General features: G+C 51.9%; 19 protein-coding genes and 1 pseudogene. 10 read left to right on the top strand and 10 right to left on the bottom strand.

What is annotated here, in order from left to right:
* Positions 1 to 212: 212 nt before the first annotated feature.
* Positions 213 to 407 (bottom strand): hypothetical protein, encoded by a 195-nt coding sequence (locus tag NSU14_RS01730; protein WP_156118737.1) that lies wholly within the window; start codon positions 405 to 407, stop codon positions 213 to 215.
* 138 nt (positions 408 to 545) lie between these two features.
* Between NSU14_RS01730 and NSU14_RS01725 the strand changes: the two genes are divergently transcribed.
* Together NSU14_RS01725 and NSU14_RS01720 are read left to right on the top strand one after the other, a co-directional pair.
* Positions 546 to 1,019, top strand: coding sequence for a DUF2798 domain-containing protein (locus NSU14_RS01725; RefSeq protein WP_076248795.1), 474 nt, complete (start codon positions 546 to 548; stop codon positions 1,017 to 1,019).
* A 128-nt stretch (positions 1,020 to 1,147) separates the two neighbouring features.
* Complete coding sequence (locus NSU14_RS01720) at positions 1,148 to 1,474, top strand: hypothetical protein (RefSeq protein WP_042139888.1); 327 nt, start codon at positions 1,148 to 1,150, stop codon at positions 1,472 to 1,474.
* 86 nt (positions 1,475 to 1,560) lie between these two features.
* On the opposite strand, the gene NSU14_RS35900 is transcribed toward NSU14_RS01720, so the two are convergent.
* A complete protein-coding gene (locus NSU14_RS35900; protein WP_442950238.1) occupies positions 1,561 to 1,701 on the bottom strand; it encodes a hypothetical protein in 141 nt (46 codons plus the stop codon).
* On the bottom strand, positions 1,688 to 2,353 hold the full coding sequence (locus NSU14_RS01715; RefSeq protein WP_340942363.1) for a glycoside hydrolase family 32 protein: 666 nt from the start codon (positions 2,351 to 2,353) through the stop codon (positions 1,688 to 1,690). The genes NSU14_RS35900 and NSU14_RS01715 overlap by 14 nt, the downstream gene beginning before the upstream one ends.
* A 116-nt stretch (positions 2,354 to 2,469) precedes the next feature.
* Here NSU14_RS01715 and NSU14_RS01710 point away from each other — a divergent pair, with 116 nt between their 5' ends.
* A complete protein-coding gene (locus NSU14_RS01710; protein ID WP_042139889.1) occupies positions 2,470 to 3,168 on the top strand; it encodes a DUF6710 family protein in 699 nt (232 codons plus the stop codon).
* 245 nt (positions 3,169 to 3,413) lie between these two features.
* Here the strand turns inward: NSU14_RS01710 and NSU14_RS01705 are convergent, their stop codons facing one another.
* Entirely contained in the window at positions 3,414 to 4,139 is a 726-nt protein-coding gene (locus NSU14_RS01705; RefSeq protein WP_336103715.1) for an SDR family oxidoreductase, read from the bottom strand.
* 86 nt (positions 4,140 to 4,225) lie between these two features.
* Between NSU14_RS01705 and NSU14_RS01700 the strand changes: the two are divergent.
* Positions 4,226 to 4,568: pseudogene (locus NSU14_RS01700) on the top strand (winged helix-turn-helix transcriptional regulator).
* Positions 4,569 to 4,680: 112 nt separating this feature from the next.
* On the opposite strand, the gene NSU14_RS01695 reads toward NSU14_RS01700, so the two are convergent.
* The gene (locus NSU14_RS01695; RefSeq protein WP_042139890.1) at positions 4,681 to 5,652 is read right to left on the bottom strand and encodes a LacI family DNA-binding transcriptional regulator; all 972 of its coding nucleotides are present in this window, start codon (positions 5,650 to 5,652) and stop codon (positions 4,681 to 4,683) included.
* Between the two features lie 140 nt (positions 5,653 to 5,792).
* Here NSU14_RS01695 and NSU14_RS01690 point away from each other — a divergent pair, with 140 nt between their 5' ends.
* From NSU14_RS01690 to NSU14_RS01665, 6 genes are all read left to right on the top strand, one after another.
* Positions 5,793 to 7,208, top strand: a complete 1,416-nt coding sequence (locus NSU14_RS01690) for a glycoside hydrolase family 1 protein (protein WP_340942359.1) — start codon at positions 5,793 to 5,795, stop codon at positions 7,206 to 7,208.
* A 681-nt stretch (positions 7,209 to 7,889) separates the two neighbouring features.
* Entirely contained in the window at positions 7,890 to 8,153 is a 264-nt protein-coding gene (locus NSU14_RS01685; protein ID WP_197074303.1) for a cupin domain-containing protein, read from the top strand.
* Positions 8,113 to 8,730: a helix-turn-helix transcriptional regulator gene (locus NSU14_RS01680; protein ID WP_336103717.1), complete on the top strand. Its 618-nt coding sequence runs from the start codon at positions 8,113 to 8,115 to the stop codon at positions 8,728 to 8,730. The genes NSU14_RS01685 and NSU14_RS01680 overlap by 41 nt, the downstream gene beginning before the upstream one ends.
* Positions 8,731 to 9,214: 484 nt before the next feature.
* Positions 9,215 to 10,690: an FG-GAP repeat domain-containing protein gene (locus NSU14_RS01675; RefSeq protein WP_340942349.1), complete on the top strand. Its 1,476-nt coding sequence runs from the start codon at positions 9,215 to 9,217 to the stop codon at positions 10,688 to 10,690.
* 14 nt (positions 10,691 to 10,704) lie between these two features.
* Entirely contained in the window at positions 10,705 to 11,391 is a 687-nt protein-coding gene (locus NSU14_RS01670) for a response regulator transcription factor (protein WP_042139896.1), read from the top strand.
* A gap of 2 nt (positions 11,392 to 11,393) precedes the next feature.
* Positions 11,394 to 12,818, top strand: coding sequence for a sensor histidine kinase (locus NSU14_RS01665; RefSeq protein WP_231575226.1), 1,425 nt, complete (start codon positions 11,394 to 11,396; stop codon positions 12,816 to 12,818).
* 46 nt (positions 12,819 to 12,864) lie between these two features.
* Here NSU14_RS01665 and NSU14_RS01660 read toward each other — a convergent pair whose 3' ends face one another.
* The 5 genes from NSU14_RS01660 to NSU14_RS01640 form a co-directional block, all read right to left on the bottom strand.
* A complete protein-coding gene (locus NSU14_RS01660; protein ID WP_042139898.1) occupies positions 12,865 to 13,320 on the bottom strand; it encodes an OsmC family protein in 456 nt (151 codons plus the stop codon).
* A gap of 91 nt (positions 13,321 to 13,411) precedes the next feature.
* Positions 13,412 to 14,098, bottom strand: a complete 687-nt coding sequence (locus NSU14_RS01655; RefSeq protein ID WP_340942344.1) for a metallophosphoesterase family protein — start codon at positions 14,096 to 14,098, stop codon at positions 13,412 to 13,414.
* 133 nt (positions 14,099 to 14,231) lie between these two features.
* Positions 14,232 to 15,029: a dihydrodipicolinate synthase family protein gene (locus tag NSU14_RS01650; protein ID WP_340942342.1), complete on the bottom strand. Its 798-nt coding sequence runs from the start codon at positions 15,027 to 15,029 to the stop codon at positions 14,232 to 14,234.
* Positions 15,030 to 15,060: 31 nt separating this feature from the next.
* Positions 15,061 to 15,768 (bottom strand): type 1 glutamine amidotransferase, encoded by a 708-nt coding sequence (locus tag NSU14_RS01645; RefSeq protein ID WP_340942341.1) that lies wholly within the window; start codon positions 15,766 to 15,768, stop codon positions 15,061 to 15,063.
* Between the two features lie 212 nt (positions 15,769 to 15,980).
* Positions 15,981 to 17,063, bottom strand: coding sequence for a hypothetical protein (locus tag NSU14_RS01640; RefSeq protein ID WP_340942338.1), 1,083 nt, complete (start codon positions 17,061 to 17,063; stop codon positions 15,981 to 15,983).
* Positions 17,064 to 17,117 lie beyond the last annotated feature (54 nt).

Raw genomic sequence — 17,117 nt, 5'->3', positions numbered from 1 at the left:
GCTAACTAAAATCCTGCACAAAATACAACATTCTCCTCACAATATCGGGATTATTCGAAAATTGTTGTATAAAAGGCAGCATTCCTCCCTTATTCAAGCGCCTAGACGGAGTAATTCTTGTATTTCATACAACAATCCTTACGAATCCGTCAGGAGCCATAGGTCCAAGTTGCACTACGTACAACATTTTGGGCCTGTCTTCACAGGTGAACTTAAGTCCGCTCGCTTAGCCAGCCGCAGAACCATCCGGGTACCCCTTGCTGCCAATCCGTCTGTCCGCTTGTCCACACACAACCGCCTGCCCCCTCCGCTTGTCCACACACCCGCCTGCCCACCCGTCCGCTTGTCCACTCACCTGTCTCTCCACCCACCCGCCCGTAATATCCAATGCTTGTTCCGCCCTCCATTAACCAGCTGCTTGTGTTAGATCTAGTCTTAAGGTGCATTGGATCTAGATCGATAATTGTCAACTAGGTTGACAATAACTCCGCCCCCTGCTACTATAAGTGTGGTTTGAAAAACTTATATTTAAGGGAGTTTGAGAAATGGGCAGCAATAAAAAGGAAGCTTTAATTTTCACCAGCCTCATGTGCTTTTTCATGGTCGTTTTCATGTCTTTTTATAATGTAATCATCTCTAACGGATTCAATAACAGGCTGTTCGCCGATGTGGCGATTGGTCTGCTGCCGGCACTTGCCGTTGCCTTGTTCTGCGATATTGTTGTGGTCAGTAAAATCGCCAAAGGCCTGGCCTTCAAAATCGTAAATCCTTCCGCCCCGATGATCAAGAAAGTACTGACGATCTCATGCTTCATGGTCTGCGGAATGGTTATCCTCATGTCTCTATATGGCACACTAGCACACTTCGGATTCGGGGACAACTTCTTCCGTCATTACTTCTCTATCCTGGGACTCAACTTCATCTGTGCCTTGCCGCTGCAGCTGATTGTTGTCGGTCCGCTGACCCGTTTCCTGTTCACCCGGATGTTTCCGGCTCCGGCTGCAGCGCATAGTGCCTGACGTTTGCTTGATTTAACCAGTCTGCGGGTAATAATGGATATCTTTCACAACTGGATTGAATCAGCCAATATAAAGGATGTTGTGCCATGCTCAGCCGAAAGGATGGTATCTCTCTTCTCCTACTAGTCGTGGCTCTTGTACTGATTAACTGGTTTGGCCGTTCACTCGATGCCCGGTTCTGGACGTATTTCACTCTGTTCGCCAATTGTATTCTCGTTCAGGGCGTATTCATTACACTCACGAATGTGTTCAAGGCGAGACTGAACCGCAAAGCCTCCAAAGGACTCATTCTGTTGTCCCTCCTCACAGGTCTGATTTCATTTGTAGTTATTTTCTCTTCTGCTATGGATCTGGTGAACCAGATCTTCCTTGTCATCATCCAGATGCTGATCACTTATGCGGAGGCCCTATTGCTCCGGCGGGAATTCAGGGCAGATGAAGGCCGGAAAATCTAAGCATGTCTGCCGCTCTCCGGTGGCGCAAATAAAGGGTGTTCTACAAGCTATTTCCCAGCTTGTAGAACACCTTTATCAGGTTAATCCTATATATTATTTATCGGATGAATGACTGGTTGCCACGGAGCTGTACACTGCCGCCGGCAGAATAGAAGGCCAGGCCCGAGCAGGTTCCTCCTGGGGAAGACCAGGCTGGTGATTGCGGAGAGGCCGTCATTGGCGAACACCTCGACCGAACACGCATCCAGCAGGATACGCAGGTTCTTCAGGCTGCCAATTCCCCCCGGTGCTCTGTAGATCCAGGAATATTTCCGAGAGGCCGGTCTCGCCGGAATCTCTGCGGAGGGTTAGAGTGCCTTCGGCAGCAGAGTAGATGAGTTCTGTATGCCACTCCCGCAGATTCGGGGAGGAGTAGAACGTAATCGTCTGATCCGTCGCCAGCACCATAATCCATTTCCCGTGAGCTTCGGACCAGAATACCTTCGGATCACGGAATTCCGCCTTGGAAGGATGGGTCAGCACCGGGTTGCCTGCATACTTGATCCAGGTCCGGCCATTGTCATGGCTGTAGGCCAGGCTCTGTCTCTGCACGGCAGGCGACGTTTCCGTCGGCTCCAGATAACTGGTGTAGACTGCGACGATACCCGGGTTCTCCGGGAACAGTCCGCTCGTATTGTTCCAGTCTACGGCTGCACTGCCGGAGGACGCGTAGCCGTGCTCGTCCGGATACAGCGCAATGTCCAGCTCCTCCCAGGATATCAGGTCTTTGCTAACTGCATGTCCCCAGTGCATCGGCCCCCAGATAGAGGAATGCGGATGATACCTGAGCAGAACAAAGATGCCCCTTAGGCACCCGAGATACGGGCAGCTATGGGGCATCTTTTTTGCTTTGACGCTAAGAACCCAATCATTACCTGCTCTTTTCATCACAGACACCTTAGCCTAGTCGTAATATGATAAGCAAAATATCATACGACTGAAGGAGCAGCTTGTGCATGAACACGAAACACGAATTCGATAATCTCATGGCATTTGCCAAGGATTTAATCAATGAGAATCTCGGCTTTTATTATGATATAAATTACGGCTACTTCCAGCCGGAGACCCACCCGATTGTAGACTTCATACGGCTCATCGGCAGGCGGATTCAGAGCCAGCTGATGCTGATGCCCGCACTCTACGGTGAGATCGACCAGATGGAGCGGATTTTCTCGGACAACCTGTTCTTTGATGAGTGGGCAGAGGTTACCCTGGACGGAAAGAGCTTCCACTTCCTGATGAGACAGATTGACAACAGCAGCAGGATCATTCACCTGGCGCGCGATCTGGTCTTCCCCTCCCCCTGGATTCCCCGGAAACTGCGCGACAGTCTGATCCGCATAGGGGAAGGTACTCTGAACGGCAGCTGGAGACAGGATATCGGCCATGAAGTCACACTGTGGCTTCCAATGGGTATCTCCTTCGTGGAAGGCTCGGGACACCATTCGGTGACTGCGGGGATCATCAAGGGCGAAGGAGAACTCTACCCTACCTCGGTGTATGACATCAGCCCCATCTATGATCATGTATATACCGACGGCAAGTATTATTACAGAACGCATGATCATTCCGTAATCTCCGAGGTTCATTTCGCAGAGTGTGCCGCTATCTTTGAAATCGGCCGGATTATGGCGGCGCAGAAGATTATTTTCTGAGGCCTGCGCGGCACGTTACAAGGGCTGTGCTAAGCGCCATGGATTGGCTGCTTGGCACAGCCCTTTGTTTTTGTACGGGACGCCCCGCTTCCGGCGGCTGGAATGGGCTGGTTAGTTGAAGGCGGGAGAGGCGGGTATGCTGGCGGAAGGAAGCGTGGTGGTGCAGCGGAGGTTTAAGCGGTAAGGGTTGGGCAAACCGAAGTTTGCGGACCCCAATGCAGTTTCAGACTTCACCCAAGTGCAGCTTACCGCAACAGGTACCCTCCATCCGGAAAGAGAGTACTTCCAGTAGTGAAGGAATTCGTCATAAGGTACAGCACCGTATGGGCAATCTCTTCGTCGTAGCCGGTACGCCGCACAAGCGACATCGTCTCATATTCTTTGAAATGATCACCACGCGGCGTCTCCTCCTGTCCTTCCCGCCAGATAGTCCCTGGCGATACGACATTCACGCGGACAGGCGCAAGCTCGACTGCCAGTGCTTTGCCCAGACTCTCAATCGCGCCGTTGCAAGCGGCATAGGAGGCTCCCCCGTCAAGCGGACGCTGGCTGAATGCGCCGGACATAAGCACGATGGAGCCGGTCTCCGCCAGATAGGGCACCGCGTATTTGGCTGCAAAATACTGCGGCCAGAACTTGCCGTCAAAGCAGCTGATTGCCACATCCCGCTCAGCCGTGAGCGGACCCCGGACATACGCCGCTCCGGGTGTGAACAGATGGTCGAAGGGTCCGACTGCCGCGAAGAATAGCTCCAGCTGGCGCTCGTCCCGGTTGTCCAGCTCATAGATTTCAACCGCGCCGCCGTTATGCTGTCTGATATGATCCGCCGCCTGCTCCAGCTTTTCCCTGGAGCGCCCTGCGATAACAACCTGCGCCCCCAGCGCTGCAGCAGCCTCCGCCGTTGCAAGCCCGATCCCCGTACTGCCTCCGATAATTACCACTTTCTTATGCTCCAAATTCCAATAGTCCATGTCTGCCTTCTCCTCCACTGCTGCCGGGTGTTCTTCGACATTCCCGGTTTATATTTTGTACATTATGGAATGAAAGAGAAGATACGTTGAATCTGCAGGAGCCCAGGCTGAGAGGCGTCATAGCAACACTTAATGCCATCGACGGTAAATGGAAGCCGTTAATTTTGTTCATTTTATAAAGACGGGACCCGACGCTTTGGCGAGCTGCGGCGGCTGATCCCCGATGTATCGCAGGGCACTCTTACGAAACAGCTGCGGGAATTAGAGCAGGCTAAGCTGGTGGAACGGAGAATATTCCCCGAGGTACCTCCAAAGGTCGAATACAGCCTTACCACGCACGGTAAAACGCTAAGTACCATTCTCGATAATATGTGCGGCTGGGGACGCGAGCATCTGAAGGTTCTGGATGGCGGCGGGGAACGGCTGTAACCCCTGCCGCCGCTCCACTTTTATGCTGCTGCATCTCATTCCCGCTTGTCCCCCCAATCCCTTTGTTCACAGGATTGTCCTTCTCCGGGAAAGAGGGCAAATCCGCTTCTCCTTACGTCGTAGCCCTCTTCACCAGCTGAAACTCCAGCTGCTGCTGCTCCGCTTCCGTTCCCTTAAGCCTGCCGAGAATCAGCAGGAAGGCATTCTGCGCCTGCGCGGCAATCGGATTATAGATCGAGGTAATCCCCAGTGTATGAGCCAGCTCGGTATTATCGAATCCGACAACCGCCAGCTCTTCCGGCACCTTCACCCGCATCCTCCGGGCCTCGTTCAGCACACCAGCCGCCACCAGATCATTGGCGCACAGAATGACATTCGGGCGTTCGCCCGGATTCAGCAGCAGCTCGCGGACCAGCTGTTCCCCCTGGCGGATAGAATAGATGCCGGTAGGCGACCAGTCCGGCTGAACAGGCAGATTGTATTTGCGGACAATGTCTTGATACGCCTGCATCCGCCCGGAGGTATTCATGCTGGTGGGCCTGCCAAAGGCATTGGCGATCCGCGTGTATCCCCGGGCGATCACATGCTCCAGCCCCAGCATATATCCCTCATACTGGTTCATGGCGACACTCTGAATTTCCGGACGCTCCATCCGCTGCCAGGACACAATCGGCCCGTATTTGCCATAGGAGCTGAGGAGCTCCAGATCGTTGACACAGGTGCTGATGACCAGCGCATCGACTCTTTTCCGCCGCATATCCTCGAAGGCCTGCAGCTCTTTGACCGGATCACCTCCGGAAGTATAAATGATCGTCTGGTAGCCGTACTGGCTGGCGGTCTCAACGAAGCTGTTCAGAAACGGCAGCATCACTTCGTTGATCCCTTCCGTAACCATACCGATCTGCTCCGTCTGCCCTTTGGACAAGGAAATAGCATTGCCGTTCGGCACGTAATCCAGCTCTTCCATGATCTTCATGATGGTATCCCGCGTCCCCTGGCTCACATGGGGGGAATGATTCAGCACCCGCGAGACGGTGGCTTTGGAGAATCCCGACAGCTTGGCAATTTGATCAAGATTCGACATGAGGCTTCTCCTTATATAAATTGTTATCTCACAAAAAAACAATTGACATGTAACGCGTTTCAACATTTAGCATTCCATTATAGGACATATTATTAGCTTACCATATCTGAATCCATAACTATAAAAAGGCGGGATATTACATGAGTATTAAGTTTCCTGAAGGCTTCCTGTGGGGCGGCGCTGTAGCTGCCAACCAGCTTGAAGGCGCATATAACGAGGACGGCAAAGGCTGGTCGACCCAGGACGTCGCTCCGCAAGGGATCAAAGGTCCGATTACTGAAGTTCCGACTGAAGATAATATGAAGCTGGTCGGAATCGACTTTTACCACCGGTACAAAGAGGATGTGAAGCTTTTTGCCGAAATGGGCTTCAAAGTCTTCCGTACCTCTATTGCCTGGTCGCGGATTTTCCCGAACGGTGATGAGCTGGAGCCTAATGAGCAAGGCCTGCAGTTCTATGATGATCTGTTCGACGAGCTGCATAAGTACGGCATCGAGCCGCTTGTTACCCTCTCCCACTACGAAACACCGCTGCATTTGTCCAAGCAGTATAACGGCTGGGTTAACCGCGATTTAGTCGGCTTCTACGAACGGTATGCCAGAACGGTATTTACCCGCTACAAGAACAAAGTGAAATATTGGCTGACCTTCAACGAGATCAACTCCATTCTGCATGAACCGTTCATGAGCGGTGGTATTTACACGCCGAAGGAGCAGCTCAGCAAGCAGGACCTGTACCAGGCAATTCATCACGAGCTGGTAGCAAGTGCACTCGCCGTGAAGATTGGTCATGAGATCAACCCGCAGTCCCAGATCGGCTGTATGATCCTTAGTATGCCGACTTATCCGCTCACTCCGAACCCGGATGATGTAATCGCAGCGATGAAGTCGGAGCATATGAATTATTTCTTCGGGGATGTTCATGCGAGAGGCGTATATCCGGGCTATATGAAGCGTTACTTCAGAGAGAAAGGCATTGAAATCCATATGGAGCCTGGCGATGCCGAGATTCTGAAGCACACGGTAGACTTCATCTCCTTCAGCTACTATGTGAGCATCTGTGAGACGGGAGACGAGAATAAGCGCAACCAGACCGAAGGCAACCTGTTCAGCGGTGCAGCCAATCCTTACCTGAAGGCTTCCGAATGGGGCTGGCAGATTGACCCGCAGGGCCTGCGTTATGTGTTGAACATGTTCCATGACCGTTACCAAAAGCCGTTGTTTATCGTCGAAAATGGTCTCGGTGCCAAGGACGAGCTGATCACCGGCGAAGACGGCGTGCCAACCGTCAATGACGACTACCGGATTGGGTACCTGAATGACCACCTGGTGCAGGTGGGCGAAGCAATCGAGGACGGCGTGGATGTCATGGGCTACACCTCATGGGGCTGTATTGACCTGGTCAGCGCTTCAACCGCACAGCTCAGCAAACGTTATGGCTTCATTTATGTAGACCGCCACGATGACAATACCGGAACACTTGAGCGCTACCGCAAGAAATCCTTCCACTGGTATAAGGACGTTATTGCGTCCAATGGAGAGAGCTTGCAGCGCTAAGCTCTTCTTCCCACAAAAGGCAGCCATTCCGGCTGTCTTTTTGGTTGGAATAGGCTAACCTTATGGTAATTTCCATACGATTAGTCCATTTTCATTGTTGAGCATAATCGCCCCCGGTTCATCGTTATCTGTTTCTATCAAGAACACCGAAGATGTGTTATCATCACGCATTTTAGCTGCGGGAAGCCAGCCGCGCTCTTGATTACCCGGAAGTTAGTGAGTAGGACTGAGATTCCGTTATTTGGTCAAATTCGGCGAAATCACAGGTCAATCGGACTCAGAATCCCTTATATGCCCCGTCACGCCCTCTTTCGGATTCAAATGAACAAGATAACGGAATCTCAGTCCGCTTCACTCTTTGGATAAACATTCGCCTAACACCACTCACCTTACTACAGTATATTCTCGCAGTAGAGGCGTCTGTTTCCAACACATATCCCCCTAATAAGTGGAAATTAGACACTTAATTATATAACTTTAACCGGTAAAATCGGATTAGTTGGACAAACGACACTTATTTTTCCTAAACTCGGCTCCTCATAGCTACTACCAGATGATTAAGTGCCTTTTTTCCAACTATCTCTCTGAACTCGCCCGTTTCAAGATTATTAAATGACATTTTTCCACTTAATCCCTGGTGAAGGCACTGAGCGAGCAAAGATCATGCAGGAAAATTTCCAATTGGAAACGGCTACGCCGTTCTTTAGCAGTCGGGGCGTTTCAGCGAGAAATAGAAGGATAAGCTATCATGCACAGCATATACATTGGTTCGAGTTCAACTATGTGCTGTCCGGGCAGCTGGGCACGCGTTTTGACGGAGACGAGATCACTGTGCGTGAAGGCGAATTCTTCCTGATCCCTCCCGGCAGGGTGCACTCCCATACCTACACCCGGGGGAACCCGCATGAAGAACTCTTGCTTCCGCTGGCGGCTCCGCCGCGCTGATTCCGGACGCGCAGAAGAGGATACCCGTTCACTGTATTCGCGCCTGAAGTCGCTTCAGAAATGGAAGCCGTGGGCTTATCGTGATACTGAAGGGTTCAGTGTGATGCTAACCCACTTCCTTAAGGAAGCGGTAGCCGCAGAACCGTCAGAGCTGGGATTGCAGCTGCTGCTAATCCGGCTGCTTGAGCGTCTTTGCCTGCTGCGGCAGACACTGGAGGGACATAGCGTAACCACGGCAATTGCCTCGGAACCACTGGTGCGTAAGGTGGAGGTTTACCTGGAGGATTTCCAGGGAGACCGGCTGAACGTGGGAGAACTAGCGGCATCGCTGCACATGAGCTATGGCCACTTATCCCGCGAGTACAAGAAGCTGACAGGGCATACGCTGGTCGGACGGATGAACAAGATCCGGCTGGAAAAAGCCCGGGAGCTCCTCCTCCTCCCCGGCTCGAATATTTCGGAAGTAGCGGAACAGGCAGGCTTTGCCGACCTGAGCTACTTCAGTAAAGCTTTCAAAAAAAGCTACGGCCAGGCACCGCAAAGCTACCGAAAGGCACATTCCGCGAGCTCCGGATAGAACGCAAGTTTGCACTTGCTTCCGACCCTGCCGAAGACAGCCAGACCATGCATGGCATCCCATCCACTGCACCGTTTAGGCCAGCAACAACGGCAGCACCTCTTGCCGCTCCATATAGGACGAGCAGCCGCGACGCATCCCGCGGCTTCTTCCTGTCTTCTCCCCTCCGGAGCTAAACTGAGCTGTTAATTTGAACTATATATCCTTGTGAAGAAGGAGTAGCGGAGGGAAATTTGGAACTGTAGGAGCGATAGCGTCCGCCTTTGTTTCCCGATTTCAGCTGCAAACAGCAGTCTAAATCAAGAAATCGGGAAACAACAGCGGCCGGAAGTCCAAATGTTCACCGCAGGTACGTCAGATTCTTCACCCTAAGAACTTTAGTTCAATCTATAAGCTCTGTTACAGCTCCTTTACCATTTTGCAACTAATTGCCAGAAAGGTTGGGATATACTAGGCACAGATGAATCATAAGGAGAGTAACTGGATGAACAAATTCATACCCGGCCTGAGCGGCCTTCTATTCTTAAGTATAATCACCTCCGGCTGCGGCACCCTGAAGGCGCCAAGCGATCTGCTTCAGGCTCCGGCACAGGGCAATGCCGATGGCACCTTAACCGGGATCGTGAAATTATATCTTCCCGCCAATTCGCATTTAACAGTGCCCGTCCATTCCGAATCCGGCAGCGCCATTCAATTGCAGGATCTCGACAAGGACGGACAGGATGAGCTGCTGGCCTTCTATAAGACAGACCAGACCGATTATGAAATCAATACCCTCCTGCTCTCGCAAAAGGACGGGAAGTGGAGTAAACTCGCCACTCTGACCGGGGTAGGCAGTGAGCTGGATTACGTGGCGTTCACCGATGTTACCGCAGATGGAGCGGAGGATCTGCTGCTTGGATATAGCGGCGGGGAAGGACTAAGTAAAGAGTTATCTGTCCACAGTCTGAACAGCGGCAAATTATCCGAGATTCTCAAGCAGCCCTATGATCAGGTAGTGGTTGGGGATCTGACCGGGGAAGGGCAAACCGATATTGCTGTACTCCAGGGAACCTATATCACAGATACACAACCCGAGACGCACCTTCAGCTGCTCCGGCTCCAGGGCGGTACACTGCAGACCCTGTCTGATCAGAAGCTTGACGGGAACGTAATTGGGGCCCAGTTCGCCAAGGCATCCCCTACCCGCAGTGCCTTATTCATCGATGCCGCAGTGGGTGCACACTCCTCCTCCACTTCGCTGCTGACTTGGGAAAATAGTAAATTTACTGATATACTGGCATCAGATGATTATCAGCGTACTGCGCTTGCCGGGAGCAAGGATCTTGTACTCACGCCGCTGGCACCGGCGCCTGACGGAATGCTCGGCAGCAATAACATGGCCATCAAGGATTACCCTCTGGCCAGCACAGATATTAACGGTGACGGGATTGTCGAGATCGGCTTTCTCGTACCGCCTGCGGGTACCGAGAGTTACGCCCCGCTGGCCACTCCGTTCATCACCAAGTATTATCAATGGGATGGCGGAACCGGCCTGAAGTTCGTGGAAGAACAGTTTGACCGCTGGGGCTTCAACTTCCATATTCCTAAGGGCTGGGCTGGCCGTACGATTCTGGAGACACCGGGAGAGTCACCGGCGCCATGGGAGAATATCCGCTTCAGCTACAAGAATGCGGAATCTGCCCGGCAGGCCCCGCTGCTTGAGCTTCGCCTGCTGGCCAAGAAGGACTGGGCTGCAGCAGAGACTAAGCTGAAGTCAGAGAATAGAGAATATAAGCTGCTGTATGAGCTGCAGAATACCAATGATGATACGGCGCCAACGGTGTTCGTTGCGGTCATGCCCGCTGCCGGTGCAGCAGCCAAGCTGCAGGGTGCTTCCCTTCAGGAGTATAATCAGCTGAAGCTGACCCTCGAGGAAGTAGTGCAGCTGGCCGGCACGCCGCAGAAGCCCCGGCAATAATAAGGAGGCTGTTCATGAAAGTGCTGATACTGGAAGATGAGAAGCCGATCCGGGATCTTCTGTGTGTGAATCTTAAGCGTGCAGGCTTCGAAGTCGCTGAGGCTTCTACCGGTGAAGAGGCTCTGAGAAGCGCAGGGGAACGGAAGGATTTTGACATCGCCATTCTGGACCTGATGCTTCCAGGCATGAGCGGCTTCGAGGTATGCACCCGCCTCCGGGGACAGTTCCCCCGGCTCGGAATCATTATGCTCACAGCCAAAAGCCAGGAAGTAGACAAGGTCATGGGCCTCGAAGCCGGCGCAGACGATTACGTGGTCAAGCCGTTCAGTCCGGTTGAGCTGGTCGCGCGGGTGCGCTCCCTGTACCGCCGGATGTATCCCGGAGAAGCTCTGCCGCAGGAGAACAACCTGGAGCTTCCGCCTTTTACCCTTCTGCTGGATGAACGGAAATTACTGAAGGACGGGCAGGATATCCCGCTGACCCCGACCGAATTCATGATCGTCAAGCTGCTGATGGAGCAGCCGAACAAGGCGATGAACCGGGACGATATTCTGACAGCCGTGTGGGGGCAGTATTTCATGGGAGACCTTAAGATTGTAGATGTGAATATCAGCCGAATCCGCCAAAAAATCGGGCAGGAGTCCTCCGGGCCGCAGTTCCTCGAAACGGTGTGGGGATTCGGCTATATATGGAGGGGCTAACTTTGCTAAAGGGAATCAGGTCCAGGCTTATCGTCTATATTACCCTTATGCTGCTCCTGATCGTCCTGCTGCTGGAGGGAGTTTTTATTGCTGCCGTCCACTACTACTATCTGGGCAGCGCGATGGAAACTTTGAATTCCCGGGCCGCTACTTCAGCGACTTTTTTCAACAAGTATCTGGAGGGTTATACCCTGAGTGAACGGGCACGTTATATTCTGGAGAATCTCTCTCCTGAAGAGAGCAGTAAGGTGGAAGTGCTGAGTCCGGCCGGGAACGTCATTATTAATTCCTTCGGCTTCTCAAGTCAGGAGAAGGTGAATACCCCTGATGTGAGAGCAGCGCTGACCAGCGGCAAAGGAAGCTTCCAGAGTCTTAAGCCGTTACAGGGTGAGCGGATTATAGCCGTCTCGATTGCACTTAAGGAATCCGGAAGTACGATTGGCGTGCTGCGTTACTCTGTTTCTGCGGAGCCTTTATATGCCGTTATTATGAGAATTGTGCTGAATGCAGCCGTAGTCGGCGTGCTTGTAATTGGATTCGGGTTCGTGATGAGTCTGCTGATCGCCAAAAGAATCGTGGGTCCGATCCAGCAGCTGACCGGGGTTGCGAAGGAAATGGCCACCGGCAATTTCACCGTACGGGCGGCCAAACCATATGATGATGAGGTCGGTACGCTCGCGGTTACACTGAATTATATGTCCGAGGAAATTCTCAAAAGCGAGAAGATCAAATATGATTTCATCTCCTCTGTCACTCATGAGCTGCGCACTCCGCTTACTTCGATCAAAGGCTGGGGCGAAACGCTGCTGGTAGGTGATTTATCGGATAAACAAGAGACCCTGCAAGGTCTTGAGGTCATGACCGGGGAGACCGACAGGCTCATCGGACTGGTCGAGGATCTGCTGGACTTCTCCAAATTCCAGGCTGGTGAGATCAAGATCGTACGCCAGCCTTATGATCTCAGGGGACTGCTTGAGGATCTGCTGCTGCAGTTCAGATACCGGGGGCAGACGAAAGAGATCCGCCTCTATGCCGAGCTTCCTGATCAGCCCCTGCCGGTAGACGGTGATTTCAACCGCCTGAAGCAGGTTTTTGTCAATTTGCTGGACAACGCCTTCAAATTCACTCCTGCCCAGGGAGCCATCCGCCTTACAGCAGTGTTACACGGGGAGCTCATCATCACCACCGTAGCCGACAACGGCGAAGGCATCGAGGCCGCAGACCTGGCACAGCTCGGCACCAAATTCTTCAAAGGACGGTCCCGCCAGTCCGGAAGCGGCCTGGGCCTGGCCATCTGCAAGGAGATCATAGAGCTGCATGACGGGCGGCTGCGGATCGAAAGTGAATTCACCAAGGGTACCTCCGTGATTGTGGAGCTGCCGCTTTACCGGCTGGAGCAGCATCTTCCTCCGCCGGTGTATCTGTGAGCTTGGACCTCCCCGTGCGCAGGAATGCTGGCCGGATATTCGGCCTTCATTTTCCTGCCACGGCTATCTCAATAACCGGCTGTGTCTCCATCGAGACATTCCCTGCCACAGCTCTGGAGATCATACAGGACTCCTCTGCCATATGTGCCAGCCGCTCTGCCTTCTTCAGCTGGGCCGCTGTCGCATCTGCCTGGAGCACCACCCGTGGCTTGTGCACGATCCGTTCGTACGTAAATACATTATTCGTGACATCTACCGTCGCCTCTGACTCCAGTGTCAGTTCCTGTGGTACAATATCCGAACGCTCGAGCATCGCTGCCAGCGTAATCAAATAACAGGTCGAGGCTGCCCCCAGCAGCATCTCATCAGGATTCGTTCCGGTTCCCGGACCGCCCATCTCCTGCGGAATCGAGATTACCGTGCGGAGTCCGCCTGCTTCGATATGCCCCTCACTGTTTCGTCCGCCGTTCCATACTGCCTTCAGGTGAAAAGGATGCTTCATCTCCCTCAATCCTCTCTTGTTCATTTCGGATACTTATACATTCTTCTCAAGCACTCCCGCCCCGCCGTAGCAGGCCCTGTACAGCTTTGGTCTAAATGCGTCCAATCCGCCGGTTCTCCAGCCGTTGGTCTGCCTGTTTGTATACATGGTAGATCATCTCGGTCAGATTCACGATTCCAAGAGACCTTTCTTCCAGCACAGCGTAGGTGTTGGACCCCATATCACAATTCATACGGGCACCGTCAAAATATATCCGTTCCACCGGCGTATGCCCATGAATCACCGGCCTGCCGTTCGTTAATGTAAGCAGCTCTTCCCGCGGCTGCCGGTAGAACTCATATTCCGTCATCCACAGAATATCCCGGCTCTGCTGCTCCAGAGGCTCCACTGTACAAAGTCCGGCATGTGTATACACAAATTCTTCATCTGCATAATACAGGGGCAAGGAGTAAGCCCATTCCATATGCGCCTGCCGCTCCTTCTGATCGGAAAAAGCACGGGCAAAGCTCTCAAGCGTGTCATGCCCGCCATGGCTCAGCCAGAGCTTGTCACCGTTTTTGATGTAATCGCCCATCATTTCTTCATGATTGCCGATGAGCGCGTGAACCTGGCCGGGATGCCGGTCCGTGAGTTCTTTAATATATTTTACTACACCTGCCGAATCTTTCCCCCGGTTAATCATATCCCCGCCAAAGACCAGCTGATCCCGTTTCAAGTCAGCCCCGGCATGCCTGAGCAGGAGCTCTAACCCCTCTTTGTCGCCATGGATATCTGTCATGAAGAATTTGCGCATGATGTCCCTACTTTCTGCTGAATCCAGTCTACCTCATTAACAGATATAATGCATGGGTCAGTGCTATTCCCCAACACAATACGTAAGGAGATTAATATTTATATAGCTTAATGATTAATTAGATGAGCGGAGCACGGCAGACTCCCGCATTAATCCCCAGGCTGTTATAGTGCTGTTTGATATTAATAATCGCATGCCCGCTTATGACCCGTGATACCAGATCCTCGACCGGGTTAGCATCAACCTGTTTATGCTGAAGCAGCTGTTCGACGGTATGTTTAATTTCCTGCGGATATATATTACCAGCCACACTTGAGAGACCATTACATCCGCCTGTGACGAAATTGTCCACAAGCTTGACATCTCCTGCAGCAAACATGATGAAATAGTCCGGGTAAGTTAGCAGCAGATGACGCTGCAAATCACCTGTTTCTTTATAGCCAACGATGTTGGGGTACCGGTTAATTAACGAATGAAGCGATTCTGGAGTCAAATCGAAACCGGTCCGGCCGGGATTATTATACAGAGCCACCTGCTTGGTCGTATGGCTAAGCAGTTCCTCTATATAAGCAACTGCCTGCTCCTGCGTGGGCCGGATATACGGAGGGAAACCGATCAGAATTACATCGATTACGGAGGTCTCCAGCGCCTTCACCAGACGTACCGCATCCCGTGTTCTTATAGCGGAAGCCCCGAAGACAAGCTCAATATCCTGAAAGCGCTGCTGGTCAAAATATTCAATGATCTGCAGTCTCTCCTCTATGCTCATGGAATGCTGCTCACCGGTACTTCCTGAGACAAGCAGTGATTCTATACCGTTCTGCTTCTGATACTCTACAATGGCCTTAAATCCGTCAACATTTAAGCTTTCATCCTCCCGGAAAGGAGTCGGTATAGCTACATTTAAACTTTTCATCGTATATTCCTTTCTATGGCGAGCCAGACAGCTAGGATCTGGACAGGAATTTGTCTTCCATTGCATCGAGGAGCGTGAACATCAGTTCATTGGATGCTTTTACCTTCTCATGCTGATTCACCATCTCAGACTGCGTTTGAACATACTCCTCCCGCTCCAGCTGCTCGGCACAGTTACCGATGATTTTCCGGATGCTGGGGTCATTAACCTCCAGATGAAACTGCAGGCCGGCTACATAATCCTCATATTCAAAACACTGATGGGTACAGCCCAAGCTGAACGCCAGCCTCTTGGCTCCGGCGGGTAAGCTGAAGGTATCTCCATGCCAGTGAAACGGTACAAACTGCTCCGGGAACGCTTTGAAGAAGGTAGACGTTTTGGCCTCCCCGGTCAATCTCACAGGGAACCAGCCGATCTCGTTCCACTTGTTTTTATAGACTTCACCGCCGATTTGTTCGGCAATCAGCTGGGCTCCCAGACAGATTCCAAGCGTCAGCTTGCGCGAGCGGATGGCTGCGTCAATAAAGGATTTCTCCCCCTTCAGCCAGGGGATCATTTCCTCATCATAGACTCCCATCGGTCCGCCCATGATTACGAGCATATCAAACTCATCAATAGATGGCAGAGCCTGTGCTTCATACATTAAGGTTGTTGTAAGCACATGCCCTCTATTCCCGGCCCAGACTGCAATTTCCTCCGGCGCTTCAAAAGGGACATGCTGCAGGCAATGAATTCTCATCTCTCCACCTCATTCAATAAATTTTCAATGACCTACACTCACACCATCTTCCTCTAATGTAAGTATGTTCTGCGTTGTCTGGAGGAGTCCTCCCTTAATAATAAACAATCCTATGTTTTTTCCTGCTCCAAAGCACAAAAAAAGTCCTGATGAATCAAGGGCTGCTTGATCATCAGGACTGTCTTTCCTGTAGCAAAAGGTATGGCTTTCTTTTATTTTTCTTTTACGGCAGGTTCATAGATCAGACAGCGCAGCATCTTACTCGGATAGCGGAACTCCGCATTATATTTGCTGCCGTCTTCCAATAACACATCCACTGCTACCATCCCGCGTTTGTTGTTCACCTCAGTATCGGTCAGATAAGCTTTGACTATCTTTCTTTTCTCTCCCTGCTTGTCCTTCACGACCTGAGTAGCTTTATTGATCCAGCTGTTATCCTTGAGGATGGCAGCTGCGGCAGCTGCGTCGATAGGCGTTCTTTTCAACGCCCCATTAATGGCTGTCGTATCCACTGCGATCCCGGTCTCCGGATCGATCTGCACATCATATTCCCAGAATTCCTGGCCTTGTCCGCGCAAGGTAGATGACTTGTACGGAGCGAAGTGAACCCTCCAGGTTGAACGAAAGCCATATTCCTGTTCAGGTAGAGCAACATAGGTGTTTAGCTTGGACACATCAGCATCATACAGCATGCGCACACTTTCAGCCGCCAGCGACTCTACTTCAGACTTGCTATACTTCTGCGGAAGGGGAGGTGCAGTCACATATCGTTTGGATAATACATAATTCAAGCGGGAGTACCAGTCGATCAGTTGCAGATGCTCTTCATCGGTCCATGTCTTCTCTGGATAGTGGTACGTATTGGTATTCATATCCAGATACAAAGCACCCTGACCCGGCGCTAGGGGCATTGGCTTCTGGGGCCGTACGCCATCATATACATACTGATCTTGCAGAACCAGATGGCGTTTCATTTCCGAATCGGTCATTTCCCGGCCTGAAACATTGGGATCACCCGGCTTCTCTATATAATCATAGATCTGCTGGATTTGCACCTCGGTCATCTGCTTAAGCAGATCATCATTCACGGTAGATACCGGCGCCGGTGCTTCCACCTTCAGTACAGGAACCGTACTTCCTGTCAGATTAAGCTGGCTATTGCCCTGCGTTGCCGTACTGTTCTTAGCGACGACTGCAGAGTTCACCAGGCTGGGGACGAGAAACGCACTGGCTGCGAATACACCTCCAGAGACTAAGATTACAGCCATCGTAGCCGACCATTTCTTTGTGTTCAATTGTATTACCTCCATCGGATTAAGATACTAACTCTGTCTATACCTTAATCCCGG

Source organism: Paenibacillus sp. FSL R10-2771 (assembly GCF_038000205.1).
Taxonomy (GTDB): Bacteria; Bacillota; Bacilli; order Paenibacillales; family Paenibacillaceae; genus Paenibacillus_AQ; species Paenibacillus_AQ phytohabitans.
Note: the sequence above shows the minus strand (reverse complement) of the source record. Positions and strands in the feature narration are given on the sequence as shown.